Here is a 24,409-nt window from a genome sequence, read left to right as displayed (position 1 = left end):
GATCCCTTCAAATGAGAAGTATCTTGTTGGACATAGCGCAATTAACTGTCCATATAAATGGCACTGGAATCGCTCGAGTTTTATCTTTTTTACCGCATGAATACCAAAAATAGATTTCCATGTTTTAAATAAAATTTCAACTTGCCAACGAAGAGAATAGAATTGATAAATTTTATGCGCCGTCATGTCAGTTTCATTTATCTTTGTAATAAACAAGTTGATACCACTCGCGTATTTAGGCATTCGTCGTTTTTCTTTTTTATGCCGTTCTAATCGTTTTGTATGTTCAGATTCTGTTAATTTATAGATGATTAGACGCGTTGGTTGTTTTTGTTGAAAATTATACATAGTCTTAACTTGATGGCTATGTCCTATTGGACGCTTTTTATTTCATAACCATTTAACTTTCCAATACCAAATAAATCAATTTCTGTATCAATTAATTTCGGGATAAATTTCACTATTTTTGTCCTACCTTGAAGAACTTCACCTTCAGTAGTAATAAATTCAAATACTGGTTGCTCATTTTTCTTCATTATTTCAATAAAAATTGTATCTTTATCAGTAGTTCCACGTATAATGACTTCCCAGTCTAAATAGTCATCAATCCTTACATAAGCTATTCGAAAATCTATTTCTTCTTTTCTCTCTCCTAAATAAGTGATTTTTCCAACTTCAAACTGTGCCATTTTACTACCTCCCTTTTATTACATCTTCGACAGGAAAGAAGAAAAACCTACACTATAAAACATCTTTTATTCTTTTAAATTACCAAAAATTGAGCTATAGAAAATAATTCTCCCTAAAGTCCTTGTCCGACCTTAAAAGAGAATGAAATATTTCCTTCCATTCATATGAATCTTCATACTAATTTCTCGATAGCTAAAGTTTCAAACTCAATCCTCTATCATTTGTGTGATTCCAATTGCTGAAACTGCTGTACCGATTGCTTGTATCCAAATACCAATTAGTCCAACGAATCTCTCATCTTCTTTTTCTCTATCATTTTTCTCAATCATTTGGTTTTCCTTGGATATGTTGTGTATGCCTTGAAATGCTTGCAATCCAGCTCCTAGCGTTTGTAGTGAATTACCCACTACAATCAACCATGGAATTTCAGGCTCCTCATTCAGTGCCACCTCTACCCCTACAAATGCACCAATAGACTGTAGACTATTTCCTGTGATAATGAGATAATCATTCTCTTCCATTTCTTTTTGTATATTAAAAAACGTTCCTATTACATTTGAAACATTCCCTAAAGCTAATAATTCAATCCCTGTTTTCTCCAAAGATTTATTTCTTTGTTTCATTTGTTCCTCTTTACTCAGTGCAGTTTCTTCTACTTTCATCCCTTGTTTTTCAAAGGAATCTTTTAACGCTATCAATTGCAGTATATATCCAAGAGCTTGTAATGATCCACCTACAATTACAAGTGGTTCTTCAACATTTTCTTCTCCTATAAACCCTCTTGTAGTTCCAATGGCAGCTATCGTATTTCCACCTACTTGAAACCATGCTCCCGTAACCGTTAAATTTCTTGGATTCATATTATTCATCCACCTATATTAGAATCATCTTATTTATCATGGATTCACGGACATCAATACCCACTTGTAAAATAATAACATTTATGTCTTCCCTACATTTTCCCATTATATTTTCATACATTTCATTTTGTGCATGAAATGACTTCTCCAAGCTTTTTCACCTATGTATATATTCCAAATTAAAAAGAGCACTCGACAGTGCTCTTTCGTGATAAGGAGTTTTCAATGAGTATGAAAAAAGCGATTTACGCTTGTCCCATACTTCAATATATGCTTGCCTAGTTCAAAAGGTGTGCAATTTATAAAACTTTTTTCAATTTACTAAATTCTTCATCCAATTGCCATGTGTGGTGTTTCATCAAAATCATGATAAATGATTTTTTCTAGACTTTGACCAATAGGAACAAACCATTTTCTCTACTGTATTAAATTGGTAATTCAACTCACATATGCAGTTGCATCTTTACTCTCACCATTCATTTGCATAGTAAACGTTACTTTAGAATCCATAATTCCCTCCTCTATTTTTGTTCGTTGTGTTCGTTTGTTTTGTTAGCCCTTAAATTGAATTACAACTACATTCTTTCTATTAAATAACTACTATCAATAAAGAATTCAGAAAATCCATAAACAAAAAGGAGTGCTTTGAAGAAAAGCACTCTTTCAAAAAAATTTACCACTCTCGACGCTCATCGCGATCACAATCACGATCATGTTTACGTCTACGACGACAATCATCGCAATCACAGTCGCGTCTACAACGACGGTCATCACAATCTCTATGTCTGCATCTACAGAACATTAAGTTATCCCAAAATCTACCGCAATCTCGAAAGCGATTAAAATGACAATTACATCTCATAGATATGATTACCTCCTCTTCACAATAGGATTCATCATATTCTATGATTAAAAACAAAAAACAGCTTGTTTATTAGTCTATATTCTGTATTTTAGAGTAATAATATTCATATCTAATCTTCAAGTTTTAAAGTCAGTTACACTACAATCTATTAATGGAGATAAAATACAATCTATGGCCCAAAATTACATGCCTCTTGGTCGACCCCCTCACCCCTTATCTTTCCTTAACAACAAATAAGACGCTAAACCGATCACGGCAGCACCTAGGATAATTGATCTTATTTTAATCATTTTCGAAACCTTTTTAACTTGTTCCTCGCTTTCTATTAAAAGGATTATTTTGTTTAAATTGAGCTTAATTTCCCCTTAATTTTAAATAACATTTTTTAACACAAAAAGAATTCACTTTATAATTTAATTAACTAAATTTTAGGAGTGTTGAACATGCCAGATACATTGAGACTCATTATTTTTATTCTTGCAGGAATTAGTGCATTTTTCGCTTTGATAAAAGAATTTAAAAAGCCACAGAAAAACGCATTTCTAATATCCTTTGAATTTTTAATTCTTATAGGAGTCACATGGCTAATAACAAAGATTTTGGTGTGACTTCCCTAATAAACATTTCCGTTTGAATAAAATTCAATATTCTGTCAATACTGTAGATACAATAATCTTTCTCCAGTCCCCCCATTGGAGCCGAGCAGTTAGCTTTTGCTAGCTGCTCTTTTATTTTTATTAACTTGTCACTATTTGATAGGGTAAGCATATATTATGGATATAAGACATGCTTACTCATATGCCCTCATATTGAAAGAGGGCATTTTTATTACATACAAAATAGCGTTTTTGTTGATTTTTTTCATATTTAACTGAGACAAGCATATATTATTTTATGTAGACCCTTTCTCATAAAAAATCTACCTTTCTGAGAGCACATTCATATGTGTTCTCTCTTTTTATTTGCTATTAAATAACACTTTTATTTTGTTTAATTTCCATCTCTCTTCCCATCCAGCATAATATTTTAAATCTATCCTATACTATTGTTACAACGGCATTTATTACTAAAAGATTTTTCAATACATTTTATTCATAATCAGTGCAATACTAAAAAACACTTTAGTAATTTTCAACAATTATGTCGCTTGTATACCTACATGTAATAAGGAGGGATGTAAAATGGAGAAAGCGAATGAAAATATATCTACATCAAGCCATCAAGCAAAAGAGGACGAAATTGCTACAGAGGCAGGTGTACTCCTAAAGTTAAAAACACTTCAATCAGCAAGTGAAGAATCTGTATTAGCTCCAACCAATCAACTTCCATCTAGTGTTATGAAACCTCTTGAAGATAAATAAAGATTTTTATAAAAAGAGTTCAGTCGCAAATATCGGCTGTCTTTTTTATTTTTCTTAAAAATCCTTAAAACCACTTTCTTCCTTATGAAGGGCCCGGCCGAGATAATTGTAAAATAACGCCTGTATATGAAACCCGTACACATTTTTGACACATCCACTATCACAATCCCCTAAAAATTCGTGATAATATTAATTTGTTGAATATGCCAAATTTCGACATTGCACGACGACAATATCTCCCTTATCGAATCCCTGTCCCCCAGGGATTTTTCCTTTTATTCATTACTTTTTGTTTCATTAAATTTTCAGCCTGAAGAAAATTTAAATTTGGTATTACTTAGTTCCTGTTGATCCGAATCCGTTTTTACCTCTTTGGCTTTCCGATAGCCCGTCCACTTCCACAAAATGTGCTGTTTCCACTGGGGCTATAACGCCTTGAGCAATGCGCGTTCCTCTTTCAATAACATGAGCCTGCATATTCACTCCCAATACTCGTTCATCGTTATCAACAATGACACCAACTTCTCCCCTAAAACCACTATCAACCGTACCTAATATCACTCGTAGCTTCGTGTCACGCCTCATACCGCTACGTGGTCGTACTTGTAATTCGTATCCTGGTGGAATCTCAAAAGCTAATCCTGTTGGCACAACCTTCGTTTCTCCTCGCCAGATAAAAGAGTAAGGTAAGAGTTATTCTTTGCCATTTTAAGAGAGGGTCTGCTATTCGTGGCAGATCCTCTTTTGTTAAGCTGAAACTTAATTAAAAAGCGTTTTGTTAAATTATTTATGAATAAGTGTCCATCGAACAGCAATGTCTCCTGTTATTATTTGCTATAAACCATATACAGTTTCATGCGGAATCCCTGAAAAAAGTATTCCCTCCTGTGTAATATACATCGGGTAATAATATTGTGATGAATAGTGAGGTTGTATACTTTGGTGCATTTGTTGTGCTTGTAACGCTTGTTGCTGTGCTTGCATAGCCTGGTGAACAGCTTGAATTGTACTTTGCGCAGGACCCTGCCCTCCTAAAGGACGCATTCGCATTTCATTGTAAAAATAATTGGGAAACATTCGTTTTCCCCCCCTCCTCGTAAATACTCTCACCTTCCATCTTTCATACTATGCATATTGATTTAAAGTTGATAATTTGTGAAACTTCTCATCTTGTCACTCCCTAATCTCTTTCTATTCAAATAATGCTTTTATTCATTTCATTCTAATTAACTATTATTTGAAAAATCGGAAACATTCACTCGATGTTTTTTCTGAATACTCATGATATTATTTAGTTGCTGGTGTTCACCATCCCGAGAACTCAGCAACTGCATCCATGAACTCTACTCTCTATATGATGAGAGTAGAGTTTTTATTTATAGGATGATCTCTGTATATTTGTATGGAATTCAAATTTGATACTTGAATTCATTTAATAAAGAGCTGTAATCATCCTCACGATCTCGCTGTTGTTTCTGCTAGAAGTTCTTTCTGCAGCTGTTCAACTTCTTTCGATAACTCACGATTCTGTTCCATTACTTTATATGCTCCACTTCTTACATCATTTAAATCCTGAACCGCTCCGCTTAGAAGATGGGTTGCTAAGGGAACTTCCAGAGCTCCTACACGCTTTCTAGGTATGTTTTTTGCTTCTCGTCTTCTAGAAATATAGTAGTACAAATTCCCTTCCGCAACACCAAACTGTTCAGCGATTTTCCCCCAAGTCCACTTTTTTCATCAGCTGCACGTAACTTCTCAGCCTTTGTACAGATTTGATCCCAATTTCTCTCTTCAGCCATATTCTCCGTTCTCTCTTCGATTAGGCTATCGCCTAGCTTTTTAAGGTTTTTCCCAATTTGACAGTTTTCTACACCTCATTAAAGATATGCTCCATTTCCCTTGTCTGATGAATATCTATTTATTTCTTCATTTGGACGTAACAGATTACATTTTTCACATAAATTCATATTTCTTAGCCCACACTATCCTTAAGCCGTCCGAACTAGCGGCTTCACTCTTCTTGTAATGAGAACGCAATTTATTGCAATTCGCTAACTCATTCAACCCACCGGCAGGCAACCAAAAGCGTTGTCTGCCCTTTTTTCGTATAAACTTTTTTAATTCACACAAACTACCCATAAGTGAGTTGCTGTATTATTGTTTTTTGAGAAAACATAATTTTCAACGTAAGCAGATAGCATAAAGAGCTATCTGCTTTTCGTATAATCTTTTTCATTTCACATATACTATCAACGAACCTATTTACCAATACGAGTCATTTTGGTGTTTTGAATTTCTCCTAAATTACCCTTCTTGGGATAAGTATTTTTTGCTTATCCCATTTTGTTGTATATATATTTAAATTTACGTTAACACTATTTACGAGCGTGTTTTCTGATTATTCGTGGTTTTTATCCAGGGTAATCTTTCTCCTAATGAGGACGGCAGGTACGACTGCTTGTCCTTATTTTTTTACTCATACCATTACTTGGAAGTGTTCGTTTGGTTTGCAGTTCTGTTTGCAAACTTGTTAGCACTTTTTTATATTTCTTCTACTAAAAACCTCCATTGTATTTCTTCTATTACTCATCACTCTCACTGCCATTATGACGCAAGTCATCAATTAAATTATGGGATTTTAAAAATCCCATAATTTAATTGATGATTTGTAGTATTTTATCTGAACTCCCTAATAACTAAAAACATTATTACCTATGTTTATGGCTACGTAATAAATTCTTTTTTCGTTTTGGAGATACTTCAAAATCTTAACTTGATGGTGGTGTGGCGCTGCCCCAAGAAGGGACTCGCTTTTCGTGATCCCCTTCCACTGTGCTTAATAAGCTCAAAGTCGAGCATATCTTTTTAGAAGTCCAATTTATCCAATAAAAAAAGCACTCATTAAAGAGTACTTTTAAACGCATTATCAATAAAATGATATCTAAAATAAATAATTACTTTAATGAATAAGTACAAGAATTACCATTATTCACAAGGCGTAACCTATCATTATCTCTTATCATTTTAACAGTAGTTTTTTCTTCTTCACTGCTTTCTGTTGTTTTTCCATTAACCTTAAGATCAGTAAGTTTTACTTGGAATTCATCCTCAAATATTCTTGTATATTGTAACTCCGCAGTTTTCTTATCTCCCTCTTTAGTGAGTCCTTTCCATACCATCTTATCTTTCCCTGAAAACACGATTGTAGGTGGACATTTTGTATTAGTCTTGTCTATCAATTCCCAGGTACCATTAAACCTATACTCATTTTTACTAGATTCATTATTATTTCCACATGCACTTAAGATTAAAATATAACCAACTGATATAGCAATTAGTTTCTTTTTCATAATACGCCTCCAAATATAAATTTGTACCAATTATGAAAATAACTATTCACTTAAGAATATATTATTATATTTACTCTTCCGTTTATCTATTTATTCCCCTATATAGTTTGTCCATAATGGACAACGTCCTATAAGAAACTTTATTTATTTTTAACGAAACTAACAGAAATATGATCAAAAATTAGTTTCCAAACCCATTACTTAAAAACAAAGTACTATAACAAACATTAGATACTGTCTATTGAACATCCTTAACATACGAAATTGTTCACTGTTTATTCAAACTACAGTGAACAAAAAAAACGAACCTAAACAATCTTATTCTTCAAAACTTTAGGACAATTTATTTTCGAAAAGGTACAGTACCACATTTTAAAACAAAAAATAGTTATATATTGGAATTCCCATCATATATCTGTCTTATGCTCTATCTAGAAGGGACTGTTGAAAAATGGGGAATAATCACTTTCATAATGTGTTTGCTGTGAAACAAGAACATTTTGGACAGGTTCTTAAATTAAAGAAATTCTTTGAAGAATTGGATATGGATTTTAATGATTTCACTGATCCTCGCACTCTAGTCAACGTGCTAGAATCAAATCGTGATATAAACTTTTTAAAGTCGTCACAGGAAGCAATCATCGGAGGAGAAGCACTTCAAATTTCAGAATTGATTGAGAAAATTAGCAATATGATTATTAAAGATATATTAGCATTTCCTACTTATCGTTGGGGAGAAAGTATAAACCAAGATATTGTGAGTCAGGTGACCGATGCTATTACTAACATGTTTATTAATTTAAATAAGCAAGATGCTGAACCATGGATCTTCTGGTATAACACTGGGAGTGTTTTTCCAAGATATACTTATAATATTTTAATCGCTATAGATACTCAGGACAAAGACTATCTTACAGACGTTTTAGCAATTAGTTTTGATGTTTTGGTTGTAAAAAAAACTAAACAGGAAGTTTTTTCTTTCACAGTTAATGATAGTGCACAATGCCTTATAATGATGAAACATATGCTTGTTGGGATTAAATTTGAAGATGTTTATCCCTCGTAATCCCCGCCCCTCTACTTATAAGTAGAGGGGCGGTTATTTTTTGCTACACTCTTATATACTTTGAATCACATAGACCTTCACATATATATCGTATTTTGCTGCTAACTGTTCCAATTTCTTTTCCCTATATTTTGTAACTGTAAAGAAATGAATAATTGGCACCTTTCCATTATATTTTTGCTTATAAATTTGCGTAAACTCTTCATACTTTTTTAGCTTCTCTTCATTAATCTTCATTTTTTGTGAACGATCTACTTCAACTGCATGAAGTATCCCTTCTTCATCACTGTATTTTACATCTGGAATAATCTTCTTTTTCTCTCCATTCTTTCTATAACGTATTTTCGTTTCTATTTGCCAATCATCTGGACAGAACAAATGTAACCAAGCTTCATTTCGTAGCAATGCATGTGCCATTTTTCCTCTTGAAACAACAGCACCTTCACCAAACAACGAATGACCTTCTTTATTGAGATAATATACATACTCCTTCCCGTGTATCGCCTAACTGACATATGGTTTCAATTCACCCATTATCCTATTTGCATTCCGTATACCACCCATATCATGTACGCACATCTCAAGAGAAACATATTCCTAATACACCAAACTATAAGCAGGAAGTAGCAAACGGTAAAAACAAGAGTATATTCTATGGTGATAATAAAACAGCACAAGAATTGCTTGACAAATTTGCAGGGAAAGGTACAGTATTAAAAAACGGTAGAGAAAGAGTAGACTTTGGTCAAGTAATAGGAAAATACTATGATATGCAAACTGGGAAATATATAGAGACTACTAGAGGCATGATACACTATGGAAAAGACGGTGCGCACATAGTTCCTTCAAAACCATTAGAACCATAAGAAAAGGATGATACAAATGGAATATAATTCTTTAATAAAAACATTAGATGAGTATGGAGGTAGTGAACTGATAATAGAATGGCAAAGTGGATTAAAGATTATCGGTAAACCAGACACACTCTTTGAAACAGACAATGGGTTGGATGACGATGATGTGAATTATACAGAATATTATGCAGTTGCATTTCAAGTAAATCATATTTTATCCCTTCCTGCTACTAACGAAGGCAGTGTATATGATTGGTTAAGACAAGAGAGAAGTTCATTGGTTGAAATTTCTCTCTATGATGATCCCCCAAGTGCAATATTCTTAGCGGATGGAAAGAAAGTATGGGAAATGGAAGATCATAAATAATAATCACTACTTAAACTTTGACCCTGATTGGCTTTTAGCTTTTCAAGGTTTTTATAGTCATAAAACTTTTTATGACTATATGTTAACCGATATTCGAATAATAAAAAATACATACCATAAATATAACGCCACTGTTAAAAGTGACGTTATACCTTAAAGCTATTTATAATTCCAACGATTTTATTGGCGAATATTGTTTATGAAGCGCTACAACATCCTCGTACATAAATTGTACGTAACGTCACGTCATTGCAATATCTGTATGACCCAGTATTTTTTGTAAAGAAAATAAGTCTCCACCATTCTTTAAGTAAAACTTAGCGCATGTATGACGAAACGTATGCGGGCTTACTCTAACATTCTCTATCATCGCCATCCTTCCATAACGAGCAATCATTTGGTGTAGTCCTCGCTGTTTAAACAACTCACCAGATATATTACAGAATAATTGCTTCGTACTTGCTTCTCCCCTAACGGAAACCCATCGTTTAATAGCATTTTTCGTACCGTTTGTAATCGGTACTTTTCCCATACCGTTATCTAAACCAATTTACATAAGACTCACTAGCCGTAATATAGTACGTAATCCCTTTCGAATTGTGTACTTTGTACTGTGGTGATTCATTAACCTTTACCTTTACATCAATTGTAAACCCTAATCCTGCATACAAAATACCAGCAACATCTTTATTCTGCCAAGATGGAGAATCATAGAAACGTAGGTTGTCCACTTTAGAAACAACACGTTTCCCTACAATAGATGCATCCACTGTGCTTTTCTTATCGAAATTCACATAAGAAGGATTGTATTTAATCCATTGATTCCCTCCAAGATTTAACCATCCTTCTTTTTCAGCCCACACAACATAAGATTCTGGTTTATTCAACTGACGAATAACAGAGTAACTTGTATCTGGCCCTTTACGTAAATTCACACTGTAACCTTGAATATAAGCAACACCATCTGCCACAGCAGTAGGTATTTCTTCTGGTTTAGATAGTTGATTTGGAACAGAAACATCAACATTAGAATTACTATATGCACGCTTCACATCTGCCCGGAATTGAGCTTCTGATACACCGTGAGACTTTAAGTAATCAAGTGGATCTTCATGATCTGTACCACCAAGATACTTCGTTACATCATAGTGAATCACAATCCTTTTTCTACAGATAAGCCACGGTCACGTAAGATTTTAGCTAGTAACTTCACATATTTATCGTAGCTGCGTTTAAACTTCTCATAATCTTTTGTTTCGCAAAGTTCTACGTGTACAAAACGTTTATTAGCAGCGGGTCCACCGCCATAAGTAGTGTACTTTGTATCCGCGATTTGAATCGTCTCGTTCCAATCGACTGCATAGTGTACGAATGCATTTCGCCATGTACGAGTTTCATATTTTTGAATATTAATAGCCGGAGCTTCTGGAGTCGCTATACTATGCGCCACAACGCCTTCATAAACACCAACGCCATAACAGTATGGCTGTTTTGGTAAATCAGGAATAATAAGCGTTCTATCAGCAAACGCCCCTGTAGCAAAACTTAATAGGAGCAATAGAGTCATAAATACAGAGGAAGCTAGTTTCATTGTTTTTTTCATTTATTAAATACAAATGTTACGAATAAAAAGATGGATAATACCAATTTCGTTAATAGTTTCAAAATTTACCCTCCATTTACTTTATTAGGATTATAATGCTATTATATTGTATAAATCAATAATTCAATATATAAAAATATAAGTTTTAGAGAAGGAGACTATCATATGATGAATATAGGGATACATTTCCATGCTCCAGAAGATGAAAATTTCAATTTATCCATATTGAGTTTACTAGAACCTTTTAATTTTCAAGATTATATGTGGCAAATAGATGATGCTGAAATACACGTTAAAGATGAATGTGGTAATTTTACAAACGAGATGTTGTTTGATAATAAACGTTTCATCGCAGGACATAAGTTGGAAGAAACACTACAAAATAAAGACTATTATTTAATTTTCTTAACGATGGTTGCTTTCCCTGATATGAAAAAGAGTAGCCCGACGTGGGTAACTACAGCAACAGATTTTATTAATAGTGATTGTGAATTTTTGTTAAGTATAGTCGACGGTTTTGATATTAGTATTTTATGTAAAAATGAGGATTTACTAAAGACATTGTATCAACATGTTCAGGATCTTGGTTATTTAGATACCAAGTATTTAACAGAAAATACTAGTGGAACGTTTTAACTAGGCATTCATCTAACGCATCTTAAATAAAAAAAGAGGGATTCCCAAAATATAAGGAATCCCTCTTTCACATTACTTCACATATACATAGGCTTCACTTGCAGTTACATAGTATGTTTTGCCTTTGCTGTTGTGTACTTTGTATTGACAAGAATCATTTACACTTACATTCGCATCAATTATAAATACTATACTAACCTCTACTATTCAAGCCATATCTAATCTCTTTATCTATCATTTCATTCCTGGAAAAGTCCTCTCTCTCATTATGAACTCTCCCCCACCGACTGAAGACTGTAAAAAACACACATGTTATAAAAAGGGAATTTTCCAAGGAAAACATAGCCAATTATTGTTATAATTAAATTCGCAATATTTTTCCAGGAGTGTTCCTATGAAGAACAGCAGGATAATGGACATACATACTAGGCACTTCCCTTCCTTAATACGTTCATAGAAATATAGAAAGGATTTATATGATGGGACAATTTCAAAGTAATTTTCAAGCGGCACAACAAATCGCTACGCAGATGAAAGCAGCTTCGAATACGATCCAGAGTGCGACAAATCGGTCTATAACAAAGGCGACGCGTACTACGCTATCTGTTAATTCCAAAGCACAAGAGGCGAACCAACAAGCTTTAGATCTAACGAAACAATTTTGTGCCGCCTTCCAACAAGCAGTCGATAATATTCATTCGGTAGCTAACGAGTTTGAGAGAATGGATAACGAACTTCAAAATACTTTTCGCTAATGTGGCCACCTTCGTAAAGGTAAAACGATAGGAGGAAAAAGATGAGTCAAGATATTGAAAACCAAATCAAACAATTAAATCAAAAATTACGAAGTGTATTCGAAGAGCAGGACCGGAATCAATCTGCGATTCAAACTCAGGAACAAGCGGAAGCAGATTTTCACGAATGGAAAAATCGAAGTAACCGTTTGTTTAACCGAATTCTAGAAACTTGGCATGGTGATAGAGAATTATCTCATTTTTTTATGAATACGCGTCAAGAAGCACAACACATTGAGCGAAAACTTACATTCGAATTGGAAAATCAAAAAGAAACGTTGCTTAAAAAAAGACGAGACCTTAGTGATTTAGAAAACGACCTTTCCTATCAGCAACAACAATTAGTAAGGGAGGTCAATGCATGAGTTTAAATATGTATTTGGGAGAAGTACAAAATCAGACTCAAAGCATGAACGCTGTATGTACTGCTACCATTCAAGGTATGGAACAAGCCATTCAGTCGATTGACGCTTTCGCAAGCGATACTGTCTTGCAAGGACAAACATATGATAGTGCAAAAGCTTTTATTGTAGAAGCCTTTCTTCCTTTAGCACAAGGAATTATTTATTTGTGTGAAGAATTAATTCGTCAAAATGATGCTTTTCCAAGTGATTTTCAATCACAAGTCGCTTCCACAGATGTAATCGAACAAGAAATATTAGAACAAATTCAAGAAATTGACCGAATGAAAACAAGTATGGAAGCTGTCAGTCAAACTATGCCAATCCCAGGTATGGACGCTATGGCGAATCTTTTTACTGTCATGAGGAAAAAACTGCAAGAAAAGTTAGATCATTTGTATCAGTTCAATCAAACATCTAGCAATAAGTATAATACAGCAATTCAATTAGCTGCTAGCATTGCGACAGGCCTTGCCGAAGTCCAAAGCGGAAAAGGGTTTAGTCTTGCAAGTGGCACATTTAGTACGCAAGGGTTGAATATGGAATGGGCAGATTCTATTCAAGAATATTTGGATACTAATATTCGTTTGGATAATAGAATTAAATCGAGTGATGTAGTAGAATCAGATATATTACAAGATGGTACTTCTGAAAAAAATATACTTGAAAAAGTTGTGAGTGGTGTCTGGAATGGTTCTGGACAATTTATTGGAGGAATCGTAGAATTTTTTGATTCACTAGACGATACAGTAGCAAAAGAAAACATGAAGTATGCTATAGGCCATCCCCTAGAGACAGTCTCTACTGCGTGGAATACTTTTTCGGATTCATTTATGAATGATGTTTGGCATGGTGATGCAGAAAGTATTGCAAAATGGGGAACAAATGCTTTTATGGAACTTGGATTAGGATGGATTGGGGATAAAGGGATAAGCAAAGTAGGGAAAGTAACTACACTCGGTGAAAGTGTGAATCTAGCAAAATTCTCAGAAGGTATCTCATCTGTTTCAAATCAGTTACCATTGAAAGACCGATTTGCATTTGCTGGTGGAAATAATATACACTCTAGATTCGATATACCTGATTTTAAACAAGCTGAAGAAAAGCTATCGACTTATCGGTTTGCTAGGGGAGTTGATACTAATACTGTAAAACCAGGAGATACTAGTCCGTTAGCTCCAGGAGGAGGGTTAAATGCCCATGAGGCAAAAAATGGCCAAAGAGGTGGCCACTTACTCAAGAAACACGTTGGAAAAACAGATGCAGAGTTGTTGCAAAGATTACAGAATGATTCTAAAATAACAGGGTCATCAACTTTCACTGATAGAGCTACAGCAGAGAGAGTAGCTAATGAAGTATTAGGTAATCCGCAAAATATAGCAAAAATAAATAGGTGGTTAAACAATCCTAATAGCAGACTAACTTTACCGCTAAGATATAAAGGTAATACTATAATTGGACGATATATCGAAAGAGGATCAAATAGTGCTTTAGATGTGGAAAATGCTATAATTGTTTTGAAAAAAAATAACCAAGGAAGTTTTATTATAACAGGATATCCAGTAAAGTAGAGGAGAATTTATATGGAAGATAGATATAACCCTTATGAAGAATTAGGTGATTTTTTAGCAGGAACATTTCACCAAGACATTGAATCGCCTGAGGAAGCCCTTAATGAATTTATAATGGAAGTTACTAAAATCTGTATTGAAAATACTAAAAATGATATACTTTCATTTTTAAACAGTAATTTAACTGATAGCGAAAAAGAGGAATTTATTAAATATAATACTTATATTTATTACCCAGCATTAAACTTAACACCTATAGAATGGTTAAAACAGACCCTTGAAACACTAAAAGAAGCTTTAAAAAGTAAAAAATAAAATTACAATAAACAAAGCTGACTCAACGTGATATGAGTCGGCTTTGTTAAAATTTCACTAGCCGTAATATAGTACGTATTCCCTTTCGAATTGTGTACTTTGTATTGTGTTGATCCATTGACAGTTATTTTTACATCGATTGTAAAACCTAATCCTGCATCTACTGAACCAGCCACATCTTTATCCTGCCAAGATAGAGAATTATAGAAACGAAGGTTGTCTACTTTAGAAACAACGCGTTTTCCTGGACTTACCCCCGTCAAGTAGACAGCTTTTAAAAAAAGATTAGGCAGCCATCGAGATTCGATATTCAATCAGAGCTCGATGGTTGAGTCGTTTTTGGAATCGTTTGTAGTTATAATGATAGATGTATGTTTCAATTGCTTGAATCTGTTCACGCAATGTATCTCCTTTGAAAAGCGTAATTGTCTTTGAGTACGTGTTAAACGCCACTTATAGTAACTGGAACGATTTAACTGAGCAATGACATCTTTTACAGATTTGGATACTACTTTTTTAAGTAATCCACCTGTGCCTTGTAGTATTCTAATTCTTCTTCCATACTATCGAATTTCGTACGAGAACGACCTTTCAAGGGGTTTTTGAAGCCCTTATTACCGTTGTTTTTTCCCCGTGAGTCTGAAATACCGCCTGTTTCTTGATATTTCCGAACCCAATCCATTAACTGTGTTCTACTTTTAAGCCCATATTTCTTCGCTATAGCTGATTGGCTACCCTCATCATTTAAAAAACTTTCTACAACTTGTATCTTTAATTCATCTGAATAAGTTTGAAATTTAACCCCTTTTTTAACCATAATAAAATCCCCTCCAAGTAGAAGTGTAACATCCATGTTTGTTCATGGTCTTTTTACACTGTCTACCTTAAGGAGATAATATCAGGTTCGAAGTGGACAATAATAGTAGACATTGGTCCCGATCCTGAAACGGGCAAAAGACGCCAAAAATGGTTTTCAGGATATAAAACGAAAAAAGAAGCGCAAACCGATATGACTAAAAGAATCGTAGAAATTGAAGAAGGCTCGTATATCGAGCCCACAAAAATGAGAGCACGTGAATTCTTTATTCAATATCTTGAAGCTAGGAAGATAAAGCTTAGAGAAACCACGTACTATAACTATCGTAAACATATTAATAATCGTATTATACCAAAACTCAGTAACATTCCAATGCAAAAATTAAAGGGTATAGATCTTGAAAAATTTTATAGTGATCTATCAGAAAGTATGAAGCCCACTACGGTACGAAGTATACATCAGATTATTCGTACTGCCCTTTCTTATGCAATGAGACATAAAATTGTTAAAAAGAATGTTGCGGATGTTGTAAGTCCACCTAAAGGGGTAGAAAAAACAGTAAACACTTGGTCTGAGGAAGATGTACTGCGTTTTTTAAAAAATGCTCAGGATAGTCGTTATTATGTAGCTTATCTTCTTGCAATCACTTGTGGAATGCGTAAATGTGAAATACTAGGTCTACAATGGAAAGACATTGATTTTGAAAGAAGAACATCATGAACGAATAAAAGTAGAAAAAGAACGTTACGGAAGTGAATATAACGATTATGATATAGTCTGCCCTACCTTTAATGGTAATCCTTGCAATTTCAGAAGTTTGACACAGCTCTGGAAAAAGCTTATAAAGAAAAGTGAGGTTCCTGATATTCGGTTCCAAGATCTAAGGCATACTCATGCAACTTTAATGTTGAAACAAGGTATTCATCCGAAGATTGTAAGTGAACGTTTAGGACATAAAAGAGTAGGCATCACATTAGACACCTACTCACATGTCGTACCAGGACTTCAAGAAACTGCGGTGGACCAATTTGCAAACGAATTGTTCGGAAATAAAACCGTTCGTTAGAAATTCGTTAGAAATTCGTTAGAAGTTTCGATTTTTTAATGAAATTACCACCTAAAAAAATACAAAATAAAACAATTGTAAAGGGAGCGAAAAACATGAAAGAAATCAAGTCTGAAAAGGAATTCAAGGACATTATCGCAAGCGAGGAGCCAGTAGTAGTTAAGTTCTTCACTACATGGTGCCCAGATTGTGTACGGATGGATAACTTTATCGGAGATGTAATGGAAGAGTTCCAGAAATTCGAATGGTATTCTATTAATAAAGATGAGTTCCCAAGTATTGCAGAAGAGTATCAAGTAATGGGAATTCCTAGCTTATTAGTGTATCAAAATGGTGAAAAACTTGGTCATTTACATAGTGCGAACGCAAAAACAGAAGAGCAAGTTACTGAGTTTTTAGAAGCATACTAAAATAGAAGAAGTGGCTCTGAGATATATTCTTTCAGAGGCACTTTTTTAGTCTTTTTTAATGATTTTCTTTCGTAATTACTTAGTCATTTCTTCAGAAGTGTAATAGGCTATTTCCTCCTGACCAATATACATTAGGATACTTCTTTCTCCTTCATCTCCAAGATACATCTCCATTTTTATATGTAATTAACAAATCATATAGCAGATTACTAATCCCCTTTAATTTTTGTTCATCTTCATTCAATATTCATAAAATAAGCTTCATTTAAACCGCCAAATCCTTTCGAAATAGCTATCGATAGCATAGAAATATCTTGCTTCCTCATTGGACGACTTACCCCCTGTGATACTAAGGATCGTAAAAAACAGGATAATATTTTGCGCATCTCCCCCCTTCCTTATATCGTAAAGGAAATCCGATGAAATTTTTACCTTTTCTCACTTTGTACTTTGCAACATATTTTTCCTTTGCGAAACTTTGTTATCCCCTACTTAAAAAACTATAAAGCGTCAACAATGTTTGTATAGACCCACACGAGTTTCGTTTGATACTCTATTAATAGAAAGAATTTCCTAACAGAAAGGTGAGTGATCATTATGAATTCACTTTCTAATAAAGAAGCTGATAAAGGAGCTATTGTCAGCATTATCGCCTACATATTTTTATCATCACTGAAAATCGTAATTAGCTATATTGCCCTTTCCAGTGCATTACGGGCGGATGGTTTAAATAACTTAACAGATATTGGTGCTTCTTTAGCTGTATTAATTGGTCTTAAAATTTCTCGTAAACCCCGTGATCCGGATCATCCATACGGACATTCACGTGCAGAACAAATCGCTTCACTTGTTGCCTCCTTTATTATGGCGACGGTCAGCTTAGAAGTAATCGTAAGTGCAATTCAATCGTTTTTCAATCCGCAAAAAACCGCACCAAATGTACTTGCAGCATGGGTTGCCTTATTTTGTGCTGTCGTCATGTACGTCGTGTACAAATATAATAATAAAATTGCGCAGCGAACAAAAAGTAAAGCATTAGAAGCCGCTGCAAAAGATAATTTATCAGATGCTCTCGTGAGTATAGGTACAGTTGTCGGCATTGTAGCATCACAGTTCCACATGCCTATCCTCGATCCAATTGCGGCGTTAATCGTTGGCTTTATTATTTGCAAAACTGCGTGGGACATCTTTATAGAAGCTTCTCATATGTTAACTGACGGCATTGATCCGGATAAAATGGAGGAATATTCACAAGCTGTCAGACTCGTTTCTGGTGTTGAACATATTGTTGATATTCGCGCACGTATGTATGGAAACCAAACGTATGTGGATATTACGATTGAAGTAGATGCCCGTATGGACGTGAGTAAAAGCCATCATATTACCGATAAAATTGAAGAAATGTTAGAACGAAAATTTGGAATTTTACACACTCATATTCATGTTGAACCTATGCAAAAAGAACCTATGATGACATAGGTTCTTTTTTGATGAATGCTTGATGAAACATAATACATAAAATAAGCCAACTTCCACCCGCTGCCCAGCCCGCTAATATATCGGATGGATAATGGACACCGAGATATACACGGCTAACAGAAATAGAAAATATAACAAAACATGTAATAAAAATAAGCAACAACTTTTTATGCAGTGTAATGCGATGTTCTGTGATTGTTACATAGGCGATAAACCCTAAAAATGCTGTAGCATTCATCGTATGGCCGCTCGGAAAACTATACCCTGTAGCTGTAACAAGCTGCGTGACATCCGGTCTTGGGCGCTCGTACCATAATTTTAAGAGGCTGTTAAGATAGCGAGATCCATAATAATTAACGATTAAAAATAACGCACTTAACAACTTTTTTCGAATGAGAAAGTACATTACAACTATGATTAATACTGGAAAATATATTTTTTTTGAACCAATATAAGACATCCAGATAAAATAAGCTGTCAAATAATCGTTCCGAAAACCTTGAATAAATTTGGAAATAACATCATCAAATCTCTCAACACAAGCGGTATGATACGAAAGTGATAATCCGACAAAACAAATGAGTAACGTACTTAACAAGTATACATGTCGATATCGTTTCACATACATAACCTCACTATATAAAAATAAGAAATGGAGCGGTTGTTTTAGTTTTCCTCCCCATTTCTTTTTTATGCATCATTTATTAAGAAATATAACTGTTAATTTTTTGCTGCATCGTTGGAATGTCTTCACGTGTTACAGTAAAGCGAACAACTCTTTCATCTAAGTCTAAAGCTTCTGAAAATAAACCTGCTAATCCACGGGCTTTTCTGTCAACTTCCATAATAATGTCCAAACGATCATAAGCACGTGGTAAAATTAATAATTCCAATTCATCCAATTTGCCATAATACTGTCCGGAAACTGGAATGAACTCAAACTCTTGCGCAAATGGAATATTGGCACGTAAATGACGTGGTAATTCTTCACACTCCGCTTGACGAAGCCTAAATCCTAATTGTTTTACGCTATCTAAAACACTGTTTAATAACACATTCGGTAGCACCTGAATGTAATCACGATCACTCGGATCAATACTGTGCTTAATATCAAGACCTGTATGAATCCAAACCGTTTTCATTCCAAATGTAAGTGGCGCTTCAATTGGCATTGAGAATGAAAATGGAATTTCTACTTTTTCATTTGGAGATATCGTAATAGGTTCGGTTAAACGTACTCGTTCTAGATCGAATGTAGCACTTACTTTTTTATCATCTACTTCTCGTATATACGATGTCGATAGTGTTAAATAAATGCTTTCAATTTGTTGATTGACTGATCCACCCGTAATATGAACCACACCTACAATTTCTTCTCCTACTAAATATTCATCTTTCTCAAGAACTGTATCCACTTTTGCATTTCCTATTCCAACGCTTGCTAAAAACTTTTGAAACATGTATCCCCCATCCTTTCTAATGCATGGCGTACATCTTCTCTAACTTCTTGTATATTTTCGTAATAAGGAGGCTTCATCCGTAGCATTCGCATAATAATTTCACAGTTTTCTTTCATTAGCTGTAACTCTTCATACCATGGCCTTTCTTCTTTTGCAGTAGATTCATAGCCAGAGTATAATAAAAATAATGTAAAGTGGCCTAGCGCATAAAAATCACTACGATAGTGAATTTCTCGCATATAGGCTTGTTCTCCTTCATAGGTAGATGCTCGTTCATCGATTTCTTCTATAAATCTAGCTAATCCAAAATCGATAATACTAATCTGCTCCTCTTTTATTAAAATGTTAGGAATTCGTAAGTCTCGGTGAATAATACCTTTACTATGAAAATAAGAAACTGGCTCAAGTACTTTATATAAAATCTGAAAAACCTCACGCTCTTCATATACATGTCCATCTTTGAAAATGAAGTCTTCAAAATTCTTACCTGGCATGTACTCCATTACAAAAAACGGCTGTTTTTTCCATATAAAGCCGTTATATAAGCGCGGTATTGCCGGATGATCTAACTGCTCTAAAATCGCTTGCTCCTGTGCGAATGACCTTCTACCTGACATATATTTTTGCTTACTTTGTCTTAACTGTTTCAAAACTCTTTTTTCTTTCGTTTGCAAATCATAAACGATATATGTAAAGCCATAGCTGCCCATTCCAATTACTGATTCAATTTTATAGCGCTGCGAGACAATTGTATCCATACGCAGCGGTCTATCAAACCAGGCGAGTATATCACGCCATTTCATCAACTACTTGAAAAAAAGCTGCGGCTTTTACGCTTTCTTTTATAATGCTGATGTCCATAGCCATGAGAATTTCTCCTCTTGTTATAATCACTACTTGAATACGAACGACCTCTATGACGATAATCACTACTTGAATACGAACGATATCTATTCTTCTTTCCTAGTAAAGAATCAATAATTTTTTTGAACATCCCTTCACCTCTTGCTTAAAATTTTCTTTTTATTATATCAATAATTACGCTTTATGTTTGTGACAAGTTTGTAAAGAAAGAATTTTGAAGTGTAAAAAACGACGAGTAGATCCCGTCGTTACTTTCACCCTTCCTCCTCATCAAACACTTCATCAATCATACATTTTTCTAGTAAATATTCAAATGTAATATCAGCGAGATCTTCAATCTCTTCTCGCTTTGGTACATACCCTCTCTCAATTAGTTGCTCATAAAAAAACTCCGCAATTTCTTCCGTATCAATTACGACTTCAATTTCCTTCATGAGCATCACCCCTTTATTTCTGTTTTATGAAAAAATCCCAAAATTATGTATACGAGATTAGAAAAATAGATTTTCTTTTCCAAATCATACTTGTCTGTCATATCCTTTCATCTTGCAGCATACGATGTAGTACAAGCTATTTGAAGGGGGAAATACGAATGGAATATCAATATGAAATAGAGCAAAGAAAAGAAGAGTTCATGCATGAAGATAAATGGGCAGACTCTATCATTAAAGGGCTTATTATTTTTTTAACTATTGTAGGTATACCGTACACAATATATATTTTTGTTCAATTCCTTCTTGCTTTCTAACTATTTTTTCTCTGTTAATTTAACTAAATAATTATGGACGACATCCATAACAATTTTATATTCTTCATCTTGAAATGTTTCGTATAATAATTGATAGTCGTTATAAATATCTAATAATCCATCAATAATTTCTTGTCTGCTTGTTTTAATACTCACCTTTTTTGAGTTGTTTATTGACTTCAATTTTCCTAAATCTAATTTATTCATCCCGGCTTTATCTTGTTTCATTTTTTTCAAGATTGCATTAGCAGTTTGTGCATTCGCAAGCAAAGTTAAATCTGATTCATCAGCCTCTAACCACTCACCATCTGTAATTCTCGATAATTCATATATTGTATCTTCCCAGGCATCATTTTTATACCGCCACACCTCTGTGCGAAACCCAACGATACGAAAAACATCTTTATCATATCCCGTAACTTGCACAAGATCACCGAACGTAAAATGATAGCGTAATTCAATCCATTCTGTTTCACCTTTTTTCATTTCTTGTTCCGTAACATGTTGAAGTGTTTGTTCCACGTAATATCCATCATGATTATTAACTTCATATACATAAACGCCATCTAATATTTTCATATTTGTAATTTTGCCAACAGTTCCATATAGCGTAATCACGACTATATCTCCTACATTATATTTAGGTTGTTTTTTTCTTGCCATTTATATCTCTCCTTTTTAAAGTCGTGATTTTGATACCAGTATATGCAAACGGCAGAAAAACGCTTATCACATCAGCTTATATTCAAAAAATTTTTCAATAAAAAAATACATCACTTTTTATAGAGTGATGTACACCAATACAGATATATTTGTATATGTTTAATCGTTATCTTTCTTGTATGTATAGCTCCCACGCCTCATCAAAAATAGACATACTGCCTAGTAATCCACTTAATTCTAAATATGAACTAATTTCATCGTAATCTTCTGATTGCTTCGGAAAACTTAAATCATCGTACATAGCTTCAGCTAAATCTGATATTTCATTTCTGATTAAAGACGCACGATACTTCATCATATAGTGATAAAATGACTTTTTCAAACATATTCCCTACCTTTCTAACTTGGATACATTATACAAGGGTAAAAAGAAAAAAACCAGCATAATCGCTGGTTAAAAGTCGAAATAATTTCTTTTTAGGAGACGTGGACGTTCCATTAATTCTTCATATGTCAATTGTTTTGGTAAATCTTTTGTATAAATTAAAAACAACTGATCTTCTATTTCTTTTACAACATGATCAGCCTGATAGTCCATTCCACATGATGAACACGAAATACATGGTGTCTTTTGAATTTCAATGGCTTTTGTACCATCTGGCAATTCCCAATATACAGTATTCAGACTTTCTCTTGCTTCTGTACTGTCACACCACATACAATTCATACTGCGTCACCCTCAGCTTTTTTGCCATCTTCTAATTTCGACATTTGGGCTTGATACTTTTTATCTTTTAACTGATCACGCTTATCTCGTTTATCTTTTAAAGAAGAATGTGTTTCATTTGTTTCATAATCTTTCCGACGATTCATACGTTGTAAATCATCCGGAACAAGATTAAATTTCTTATCACTCATCAATCCTGCTACACCAATATCCGAACGTTTCTCTTCATATGTTGGATAAATCTCTTTAAAGTAACCTTCCGCTCTTCCTGGTACATAGTTTTCTGGTTCTGGATATGTTGTAATAACACCTTCAAAGTTACGAAGAACAACTTTATCTGCGCTTTGTGAAATTAAATAATTTGGCTGAAGAGCAATTTTCCCGCCGCCTCCTGGTGCATCTACAACGAACGTTGGGACCGCATAACCAGACGTATGTCCACGTAACCCTTCAATAATTTCTAATCCTTTTGAAACCGGAGCGCGGAAATGACCGATACCTTCTGATAAATCACATTGATAAATGTAATACGGACGAACACGAATTTTTACTAAATCGTGCATCAGTTTTTTCATAATCGGAACGCTATCATTAATACCTGCTAAAATAACCGCTTGGTTTCCAATTGGAACACCTGCATTTGCAAGCATTTCACATGCTAGTTTTGATTCTTCTGTAATTTCAATAGAAGTGTTAAAGTGCGTATTTAACCATACTGGGTGATATTTTTTAATAATATTACATAGATTTTCTGTAATACGTTGCGGGAATACAACTGGCGCTCTCGTTCCGATACGAATAATTTCCACATGCGGAATTGCGCGTAAATTTTTTAATACGTATTCTAAGATTTTATCATTAATAAGAAGACCATCCCCACCAGAAATTAAAACATCTCGTACTTGTGGCGTTTCACGAATATAAGCAATTGCATCATCTAATTGTTTTTTCGGAACACCCATTCCAATTTGTCCACTAAAACGACGACGTGTACAGTAACGACAGTACATAGAACATTGATTTGTTACTAAAAATAACACGCGGTCTGGATAACGATGTGTTAAACCTGGAACTGGTGAATCCTCATCTTCATGAAGCGGATCTTCTAAATCATACTTTGTTTTATATAATTCTTCCGAAATCGGTACAGATTGCATCCGAATCGGACAGCGTGGATCATCAGGATTCATAAGAGAAGCATAGTACGGTGTAATATTTAACGGAATCGTTTTTGTTGAAATTTTAACACCTTCTTCTTCTTCTGGTGTCAAATTAATCACTTTCTTTAAATCATCTAACGTTTTGATCGTATTCGTTAATTGCCAAACCCAATCATTCCATTGCTCTTCTGTAACATCTTTCCATAATTCGATATCTTTCCAGTGACGATTTGGTTTGTATACATCATGTAACATTGCTATTCCCCCTTTTTTTACGCTCGC

At 34.2% G+C, this 24,409-nt stretch carries 33 protein-coding genes and 7 pseudogenes; 16 read left to right on the top strand and 24 right to left on the bottom strand.

What is annotated here, in order from left to right:
- The 5 genes and pseudogenes from BPMYX0001_RS10275 to BPMYX0001_RS30595 all read right to left on the bottom strand — a co-directional run.
- A pseudogene (locus tag BPMYX0001_RS10275) lies at nucleotides 1-339 on the bottom strand (transposase); the annotation flags it as partial.
- Between the two features lie 32 nt (nucleotides 340-371).
- Nucleotides 372-689: a hypothetical protein gene (locus tag BPMYX0001_RS10270; protein WP_003199857.1), complete on the bottom strand. Its 318-nt coding sequence runs from the start codon at nucleotides 687-689 to the stop codon at nucleotides 372-374.
- A 207-nt stretch (nucleotides 690-896) separates the two neighbouring features.
- Nucleotides 897-1,550, bottom strand: a complete 654-nt coding sequence (locus tag BPMYX0001_RS10265; RefSeq protein ID WP_016114779.1) for a DUF6944 family repetitive protein — start codon at nucleotides 1,548-1,550, stop codon at nucleotides 897-899.
- Between the two features lie 333 nt (nucleotides 1,551-1,883).
- Nucleotides 1,884-1,964 (bottom strand): annotated as a pseudogene (locus tag BPMYX0001_RS33950) (cell division protein FtsK); the annotation flags it as partial.
- A gap of 259 nt (nucleotides 1,965-2,223) precedes the next feature.
- Nucleotides 2,224-2,412: a hypothetical protein gene (locus tag BPMYX0001_RS30595; RefSeq protein WP_078212166.1), complete on the bottom strand. Its 189-nt coding sequence runs from the start codon at nucleotides 2,410-2,412 to the stop codon at nucleotides 2,224-2,226.
- Nucleotides 2,413-2,858: 446 nt separating this feature from the next.
- Between BPMYX0001_RS30595 and BPMYX0001_RS33055 the strand changes: the two genes are divergently transcribed.
- Both BPMYX0001_RS33055 and BPMYX0001_RS10255 read left to right on the top strand, forming a co-directional pair.
- Nucleotides 2,859-3,023, top strand: coding sequence for a hypothetical protein (locus BPMYX0001_RS33055; RefSeq protein ID WP_033798858.1), 165 nt, complete (start codon nucleotides 2,859-2,861; stop codon nucleotides 3,021-3,023).
- 573 nt (nucleotides 3,024-3,596) lie between these two features.
- A complete protein-coding gene (locus tag BPMYX0001_RS10255; protein WP_006094791.1) occupies nucleotides 3,597-3,776 on the top strand; it encodes a hypothetical protein in 180 nt (59 codons plus the stop codon).
- 333 nt (nucleotides 3,777-4,109) lie between these two features.
- Here the strand turns inward: BPMYX0001_RS10255 and dut are convergent.
- From dut to BPMYX0001_RS10235, 4 genes and pseudogenes are all read right to left on the bottom strand, one after another.
- Nucleotides 4,110-4,457: pseudogene (gene dut / locus BPMYX0001_RS10250) on the bottom strand (dUTP diphosphatase); the annotation flags it as partial.
- 153 nt (nucleotides 4,458-4,610) lie between these two features.
- Complete coding sequence (locus BPMYX0001_RS10245) at nucleotides 4,611-4,853, bottom strand: DUF3947 family protein (protein ID WP_033798857.1); 243 nt, start codon at nucleotides 4,851-4,853, stop codon at nucleotides 4,611-4,613.
- A 378-nt stretch (nucleotides 4,854-5,231) separates the two neighbouring features.
- Nucleotides 5,232-5,456 (bottom strand): hypothetical protein, encoded by a 225-nt coding sequence (locus BPMYX0001_RS10240; RefSeq protein ID WP_006094788.1) that lies wholly within the window; start codon nucleotides 5,454-5,456, stop codon nucleotides 5,232-5,234.
- A gap of 1,274 nt (nucleotides 5,457-6,730) precedes the next feature.
- Nucleotides 6,731-7,126: a hypothetical protein gene (locus tag BPMYX0001_RS10235; RefSeq protein ID WP_018782199.1), complete on the bottom strand. Its 396-nt coding sequence runs from the start codon at nucleotides 7,124-7,126 to the stop codon at nucleotides 6,731-6,733.
- Between the two features lie 451 nt (nucleotides 7,127-7,577).
- Between BPMYX0001_RS10235 and BPMYX0001_RS10230 the strand changes: the two genes are divergently transcribed.
- Nucleotides 7,578-8,192 carry an insecticidal crystal protein CryET29 gene (locus tag BPMYX0001_RS10230; protein WP_006094786.1) on the top strand — a complete coding sequence of 205 codons (615 nt, stop codon included), beginning with the start codon at nucleotides 7,578-7,580 and terminating at the stop codon, nucleotides 8,190-8,192.
- Nucleotides 8,193-8,243: 51 nt separating this feature from the next.
- Here BPMYX0001_RS10230 and BPMYX0001_RS29375 read toward each other — a convergent pair whose 3' ends face one another.
- Nucleotides 8,244-8,693: a replication-relaxation family protein gene (locus tag BPMYX0001_RS29375; RefSeq protein WP_240517031.1), complete on the bottom strand. Its 450-nt coding sequence runs from the start codon at nucleotides 8,691-8,693 to the stop codon at nucleotides 8,244-8,246.
- Nucleotides 8,694-8,707: 14 nt separating this feature from the next.
- Between BPMYX0001_RS29375 and BPMYX0001_RS10220 the strand changes: the two genes are divergently transcribed.
- Both BPMYX0001_RS10220 and BPMYX0001_RS10215 read left to right on the top strand, forming a co-directional pair.
- A complete protein-coding gene (locus BPMYX0001_RS10220; RefSeq protein WP_006094784.1) occupies nucleotides 8,708-9,058 on the top strand; it encodes a polymorphic toxin type 50 domain-containing protein in 351 nt (116 codons plus the stop codon).
- A gap of 16 nt (nucleotides 9,059-9,074) precedes the next feature.
- Nucleotides 9,075-9,413 (top strand): hypothetical protein, encoded by a 339-nt coding sequence (locus BPMYX0001_RS10215; RefSeq protein WP_006094783.1) that lies wholly within the window; start codon nucleotides 9,075-9,077, stop codon nucleotides 9,411-9,413.
- Nucleotides 9,414-9,654: 241 nt separating this feature from the next.
- Here the strand turns inward: BPMYX0001_RS10215 and BPMYX0001_RS29370 are convergent, their stop codons facing one another.
- A complete protein-coding gene (locus BPMYX0001_RS29370) occupies nucleotides 9,655-9,945 on the bottom strand; it encodes a tyrosine-type recombinase/integrase (RefSeq protein ID WP_006094782.1) in 291 nt (96 codons plus the stop codon).
- A 4-nt stretch (nucleotides 9,946-9,949) separates the two neighbouring features.
- A pseudogene (locus BPMYX0001_RS29365) lies at nucleotides 9,950-11,016 on the bottom strand (N-acetylmuramoyl-L-alanine amidase).
- A gap of 168 nt (nucleotides 11,017-11,184) precedes the next feature.
- Between BPMYX0001_RS29365 and BPMYX0001_RS10200 the strand changes: the two are divergent.
- On the top strand, nucleotides 11,185-11,652 hold the full coding sequence (locus tag BPMYX0001_RS10200) for a DUF2691 family protein (protein ID WP_033799648.1): 468 nt from the start codon (nucleotides 11,185-11,187) through the stop codon (nucleotides 11,650-11,652).
- Nucleotides 11,653-11,724: 72 nt separating this feature from the next.
- Here the strand turns inward: BPMYX0001_RS10200 and BPMYX0001_RS33945 are convergent.
- Nucleotides 11,725-11,838 (bottom strand): annotated as a pseudogene (locus BPMYX0001_RS33945) (N-acetylmuramoyl-L-alanine amidase); the annotation flags it as partial.
- Nucleotides 11,839-12,131: 293 nt separating this feature from the next.
- Between BPMYX0001_RS33945 and BPMYX0001_RS10195 the strand changes: the two are divergent.
- The 4 genes from BPMYX0001_RS10195 to BPMYX0001_RS10180 are packed head-to-tail and all read left to right on the top strand — an operon-like array spanning nucleotide 12,132 to nucleotide 14,733.
- The gene (locus BPMYX0001_RS10195) at nucleotides 12,132-12,407 is read left to right on the top strand and encodes a TIGR04197 family type VII secretion effector (RefSeq protein WP_033799647.1); all 276 of its coding nucleotides are present in this window, start codon (nucleotides 12,132-12,134) and stop codon (nucleotides 12,405-12,407) included.
- Between the two features lie 41 nt (nucleotides 12,408-12,448).
- Entirely contained in the window at nucleotides 12,449-12,811 is a 363-nt protein-coding gene (locus tag BPMYX0001_RS10190; RefSeq protein ID WP_006094777.1) for a DUF3958 family protein, read from the top strand.
- Nucleotides 12,808-14,418 carry an RNase A-like domain-containing protein gene (locus tag BPMYX0001_RS10185; protein ID WP_033798856.1) on the top strand — a complete coding sequence of 537 codons (1,611 nt, stop codon included), beginning with the start codon at nucleotides 12,808-12,810 and terminating at the stop codon, nucleotides 14,416-14,418. The genes BPMYX0001_RS10190 and BPMYX0001_RS10185 overlap by 4 nt, the downstream gene beginning before the upstream one ends.
- A gap of 12 nt (nucleotides 14,419-14,430) precedes the next feature.
- Entirely contained in the window at nucleotides 14,431-14,733 is a 303-nt protein-coding gene (locus BPMYX0001_RS10180; protein ID WP_003203825.1) for a contact-dependent growth inhibition system immunity protein, read from the top strand.
- A 2-nt stretch (nucleotides 14,734-14,735) separates the two neighbouring features.
- Here the strand turns inward: BPMYX0001_RS10180 and BPMYX0001_RS10175 are convergent.
- A pseudogene (locus tag BPMYX0001_RS10175) lies at nucleotides 14,736-14,978 on the bottom strand (N-acetylmuramoyl-L-alanine amidase); the annotation flags it as partial.
- Nucleotides 14,979-15,241: 263 nt separating this feature from the next.
- Nucleotides 15,242-15,550: a helix-turn-helix domain-containing protein gene (locus tag BPMYX0001_RS10170; protein WP_033798855.1), complete on the bottom strand. Its 309-nt coding sequence runs from the start codon at nucleotides 15,548-15,550 to the stop codon at nucleotides 15,242-15,244.
- Between the two features lie 30 nt (nucleotides 15,551-15,580).
- On the opposite strand from BPMYX0001_RS10170, the pseudogene BPMYX0001_RS34710 reads away from it, so the two are divergent.
- From BPMYX0001_RS34710 to BPMYX0001_RS10150, 5 genes and pseudogenes are all read left to right on the top strand, one after another.
- Nucleotides 15,581-15,715: pseudogene (locus BPMYX0001_RS34710) on the top strand (Arm DNA-binding domain-containing protein); the annotation flags it as partial.
- Nucleotides 15,716-15,742: 27 nt separating this feature from the next.
- Nucleotides 15,743-16,270 carry a tyrosine-type recombinase/integrase gene (locus tag BPMYX0001_RS33935; RefSeq protein WP_006094770.1) on the top strand — a complete coding sequence of 176 codons (528 nt, stop codon included), beginning with the start codon at nucleotides 15,743-15,745 and terminating at the stop codon, nucleotides 16,268-16,270.
- The gene (locus BPMYX0001_RS33045; protein WP_029427391.1) at nucleotides 16,245-16,616 is read left to right on the top strand and encodes a tyrosine-type recombinase/integrase; all 372 of its coding nucleotides are present in this window, start codon (nucleotides 16,245-16,247) and stop codon (nucleotides 16,614-16,616) included. The genes BPMYX0001_RS33935 and BPMYX0001_RS33045 overlap by 26 nt, the downstream gene beginning before the upstream one ends.
- Nucleotides 16,617-16,711: 95 nt before the next feature.
- Nucleotides 16,712-17,026 carry a thioredoxin family protein gene (locus tag BPMYX0001_RS10155; protein ID WP_016114761.1) on the top strand — a complete coding sequence of 105 codons (315 nt, stop codon included), beginning with the start codon at nucleotides 16,712-16,714 and terminating at the stop codon, nucleotides 17,024-17,026.
- Nucleotides 17,027-17,623: 597 nt separating this feature from the next.
- On the top strand, nucleotides 17,624-18,505 hold the full coding sequence (locus BPMYX0001_RS10150; RefSeq protein ID WP_006094767.1) for a cation diffusion facilitator family transporter: 882 nt from the start codon (nucleotides 17,624-17,626) through the stop codon (nucleotides 18,503-18,505).
- Here the strand turns inward: BPMYX0001_RS10150 and BPMYX0001_RS10145 are convergent.
- The 5 genes from BPMYX0001_RS10145 to BPMYX0001_RS10130 form a co-directional block, all read right to left on the bottom strand.
- Nucleotides 18,492-19,127 (bottom strand): phosphatase PAP2 family protein, encoded by a 636-nt coding sequence (locus BPMYX0001_RS10145; RefSeq protein ID WP_018782185.1) that lies wholly within the window; start codon nucleotides 19,125-19,127, stop codon nucleotides 18,492-18,494. The two genes, BPMYX0001_RS10150 and BPMYX0001_RS10145, sit on opposite strands and share 14 nt — an antisense overlap.
- A gap of 82 nt (nucleotides 19,128-19,209) precedes the next feature.
- Nucleotides 19,210-19,965 carry a sporulation protein gene (locus BPMYX0001_RS10140; protein ID WP_018766371.1) on the bottom strand — a complete coding sequence of 252 codons (756 nt, stop codon included), beginning with the start codon at nucleotides 19,963-19,965 and terminating at the stop codon, nucleotides 19,210-19,212.
- Nucleotides 19,947-20,768, bottom strand: a complete 822-nt coding sequence (locus tag BPMYX0001_RS10135) for a serine/threonine protein kinase (RefSeq protein WP_018782184.1) — start codon at nucleotides 20,766-20,768, stop codon at nucleotides 19,947-19,949. Before BPMYX0001_RS10135 ends, BPMYX0001_RS10140 begins: the two co-directional genes overlap by 19 nt.
- Nucleotides 20,768-20,959, bottom strand: a complete 192-nt coding sequence (locus BPMYX0001_RS30585; protein ID WP_017149660.1) for a hypothetical protein — start codon at nucleotides 20,957-20,959, stop codon at nucleotides 20,768-20,770. Before BPMYX0001_RS30585 ends, BPMYX0001_RS10135 begins: the two co-directional genes overlap by 1 nt.
- A 124-nt stretch (nucleotides 20,960-21,083) precedes the next feature.
- Entirely contained in the window at nucleotides 21,084-21,263 is a 180-nt protein-coding gene (locus BPMYX0001_RS10130; protein WP_018782183.1) for a YozD family protein, read from the bottom strand.
- A 158-nt stretch (nucleotides 21,264-21,421) separates the two neighbouring features.
- On the opposite strand from BPMYX0001_RS10130, the gene BPMYX0001_RS30580 reads away from it, so the two are divergent.
- Entirely contained in the window at nucleotides 21,422-21,577 is a 156-nt protein-coding gene (locus BPMYX0001_RS30580; protein ID WP_003197522.1) for a DUF3930 family protein, read from the top strand.
- Here BPMYX0001_RS30580 and BPMYX0001_RS10125 read toward each other — a convergent pair whose 3' ends face one another.
- The 4 genes from BPMYX0001_RS10125 to kamA all read right to left on the bottom strand — a co-directional run bounded on the left by BPMYX0001_RS10125 (nucleotide 21,578) and on the right by kamA (nucleotide 24,382).
- Nucleotides 21,578-22,240, bottom strand: coding sequence for a hypothetical protein (locus tag BPMYX0001_RS10125; protein WP_006094764.1), 663 nt, complete (start codon nucleotides 22,238-22,240; stop codon nucleotides 21,578-21,580).
- Nucleotides 22,241-22,406: 166 nt separating this feature from the next.
- Complete coding sequence (locus BPMYX0001_RS10120; protein WP_018766382.1) at nucleotides 22,407-22,622, bottom strand: YozE family protein; 216 nt, start codon at nucleotides 22,620-22,622, stop codon at nucleotides 22,407-22,409.
- A 72-nt stretch (nucleotides 22,623-22,694) separates the two neighbouring features.
- Nucleotides 22,695-22,967, bottom strand: coding sequence for a YokU family protein (locus BPMYX0001_RS10115; RefSeq protein WP_018766383.1), 273 nt, complete (start codon nucleotides 22,965-22,967; stop codon nucleotides 22,695-22,697).
- Nucleotides 22,964-24,382 carry a lysine 2,3-aminomutase gene (gene kamA, locus BPMYX0001_RS10110; protein WP_018766384.1) on the bottom strand — a complete coding sequence of 473 codons (1,419 nt, stop codon included), beginning with the start codon at nucleotides 24,380-24,382 and terminating at the stop codon, nucleotides 22,964-22,966. The genes BPMYX0001_RS10115 and kamA overlap by 4 nt, the downstream gene beginning before the upstream one ends.
- Between the last annotated feature and the right edge of the window lie 27 nt (nucleotides 24,383-24,409).

The sequence above is a fragment of the Bacillus pseudomycoides DSM 12442 genome, from assembly GCF_000161455.1.
Taxonomy (GTDB): domain Bacteria; phylum Bacillota; class Bacilli; order Bacillales; family Bacillaceae_G; genus Bacillus_A; species Bacillus_A pseudomycoides.
The sequence above is the reverse complement of the archived record's forward strand: the minus strand, read 5'-3'. Positions and strand labels throughout refer to the sequence as shown.

What these genes read in the sequence shown, in the direction of transcription:
- BPMYX0001_RS10185 (WP_033798856.1), top strand. Translation starts at nt 12,808, where the DNA reads ATGAGTTTAAATATGTATTTGGGAGAAGTACAAAATCAGACTCAAAGC.
- BPMYX0001_RS10195 (WP_033799647.1), top strand. Translation starts at nt 12,132, where the DNA reads ATGGGACAATTTCAAAGTAATTTTCAAGCGGCACAACAAATCGCTACG.
- BPMYX0001_RS30580 (WP_003197522.1), top strand. Translation starts at nt 21,422, where the DNA reads ATGGAATATCAATATGAAATAGAGCAAAGAAAAGAAGAGTTCATGCAT.
- BPMYX0001_RS30585 (WP_017149660.1), bottom strand. Translation starts at nt 20,959, where the DNA reads ATGTTCAAAAAAATTATTGATTCTTTACTAGGAAAGAAGAATAGATAT.
- BPMYX0001_RS10265 (WP_016114779.1), bottom strand. Translation starts at nt 1,550, where the DNA reads ATGAATCCAAGAAATTTAACGGTTACGGGAGCATGGTTTCAAGTAGGT.
- BPMYX0001_RS29370 (WP_006094782.1), bottom strand. Translation starts at nt 9,945, where the DNA reads ATGGGAAAAGTACCGATTACAAACGGTACGAAAAATGCTATTAAACGA.
- BPMYX0001_RS10180 (WP_003203825.1), top strand. Translation starts at nt 14,431, where the DNA reads ATGGAAGATAGATATAACCCTTATGAAGAATTAGGTGATTTTTTAGCA.
- BPMYX0001_RS30595 (WP_078212166.1), bottom strand. Translation starts at nt 2,412, where the DNA reads ATGAGATGTAATTGTCATTTTAATCGCTTTCGAGATTGCGGTAGATTT.
- BPMYX0001_RS33935 (WP_006094770.1), top strand. Translation starts at nt 15,743, where the DNA reads ATGACTAAAAGAATCGTAGAAATTGAAGAAGGCTCGTATATCGAGCCC.
- BPMYX0001_RS10130 (WP_018782183.1), bottom strand. Translation starts at nt 21,263, where the DNA reads ATGAAGGAAATTGAAGTCGTAATTGATACGGAAGAAATTGCGGAGTTT.
- BPMYX0001_RS10255 (WP_006094791.1), top strand. Translation starts at nt 3,597, where the DNA reads ATGGAGAAAGCGAATGAAAATATATCTACATCAAGCCATCAAGCAAAA.
- BPMYX0001_RS10220 (WP_006094784.1), top strand. Translation starts at nt 8,708, where the DNA reads ATGGTTTCAATTCACCCATTATCCTATTTGCATTCCGTATACCACCCA.
- BPMYX0001_RS10170 (WP_033798855.1), bottom strand. Translation starts at nt 15,550, where the DNA reads ATGGTTAAAAAAGGGGTTAAATTTCAAACTTATTCAGATGAATTAAAG.
- BPMYX0001_RS10135 (WP_018782184.1), bottom strand. Translation starts at nt 20,768, where the DNA reads ATGAAATGGCGTGATATACTCGCCTGGTTTGATAGACCGCTGCGTATG.
- BPMYX0001_RS10215 (WP_006094783.1), top strand. Translation starts at nt 9,075, where the DNA reads ATGGAATATAATTCTTTAATAAAAACATTAGATGAGTATGGAGGTAGT.
- BPMYX0001_RS10245 (WP_033798857.1), bottom strand. Translation starts at nt 4,853, where the DNA reads ATGTTTCCCAATTATTTTTACAATGAAATGCGAATGCGTCCTTTAGGA.
- BPMYX0001_RS10190 (WP_006094777.1), top strand. Translation starts at nt 12,449, where the DNA reads ATGAGTCAAGATATTGAAAACCAAATCAAACAATTAAATCAAAAATTA.
- BPMYX0001_RS10115 (WP_018766383.1), bottom strand. Translation starts at nt 22,967, where the DNA reads ATGAATTGTATGTGGTGTGACAGTACAGAAGCAAGAGAAAGTCTGAAT.
- BPMYX0001_RS10155 (WP_016114761.1), top strand. Translation starts at nt 16,712, where the DNA reads ATGAAAGAAATCAAGTCTGAAAAGGAATTCAAGGACATTATCGCAAGC.
- BPMYX0001_RS10235 (WP_018782199.1), bottom strand. Translation starts at nt 7,126, where the DNA reads ATGAAAAAGAAACTAATTGCTATATCAGTTGGTTATATTTTAATCTTA.
- BPMYX0001_RS10125 (WP_006094764.1), bottom strand. Translation starts at nt 22,240, where the DNA reads ATGGCAAGAAAAAAACAACCTAAATATAATGTAGGAGATATAGTCGTG.
- kamA (WP_018766384.1), bottom strand. Translation starts at nt 24,382, where the DNA reads ATGTTACATGATGTATACAAACCAAATCGTCACTGGAAAGATATCGAA.
- BPMYX0001_RS33055 (WP_033798858.1), top strand. Translation starts at nt 2,859, where the DNA reads ATGCCAGATACATTGAGACTCATTATTTTTATTCTTGCAGGAATTAGT.
- BPMYX0001_RS10150 (WP_006094767.1), top strand. Translation starts at nt 17,624, where the DNA reads ATGAATTCACTTTCTAATAAAGAAGCTGATAAAGGAGCTATTGTCAGC.
- BPMYX0001_RS10140 (WP_018766371.1), bottom strand. Translation starts at nt 19,965, where the DNA reads ATGTTTCAAAAGTTTTTAGCAAGCGTTGGAATAGGAAATGCAAAAGTG.
- BPMYX0001_RS10270 (WP_003199857.1), bottom strand. Translation starts at nt 689, where the DNA reads ATGGCACAGTTTGAAGTTGGAAAAATCACTTATTTAGGAGAGAGAAAA.
- BPMYX0001_RS10230 (WP_006094786.1), top strand. Translation starts at nt 7,578, where the DNA reads ATGGGGAATAATCACTTTCATAATGTGTTTGCTGTGAAACAAGAACAT.
- BPMYX0001_RS10200 (WP_033799648.1), top strand. Translation starts at nt 11,185, where the DNA reads ATGAATATAGGGATACATTTCCATGCTCCAGAAGATGAAAATTTCAAT.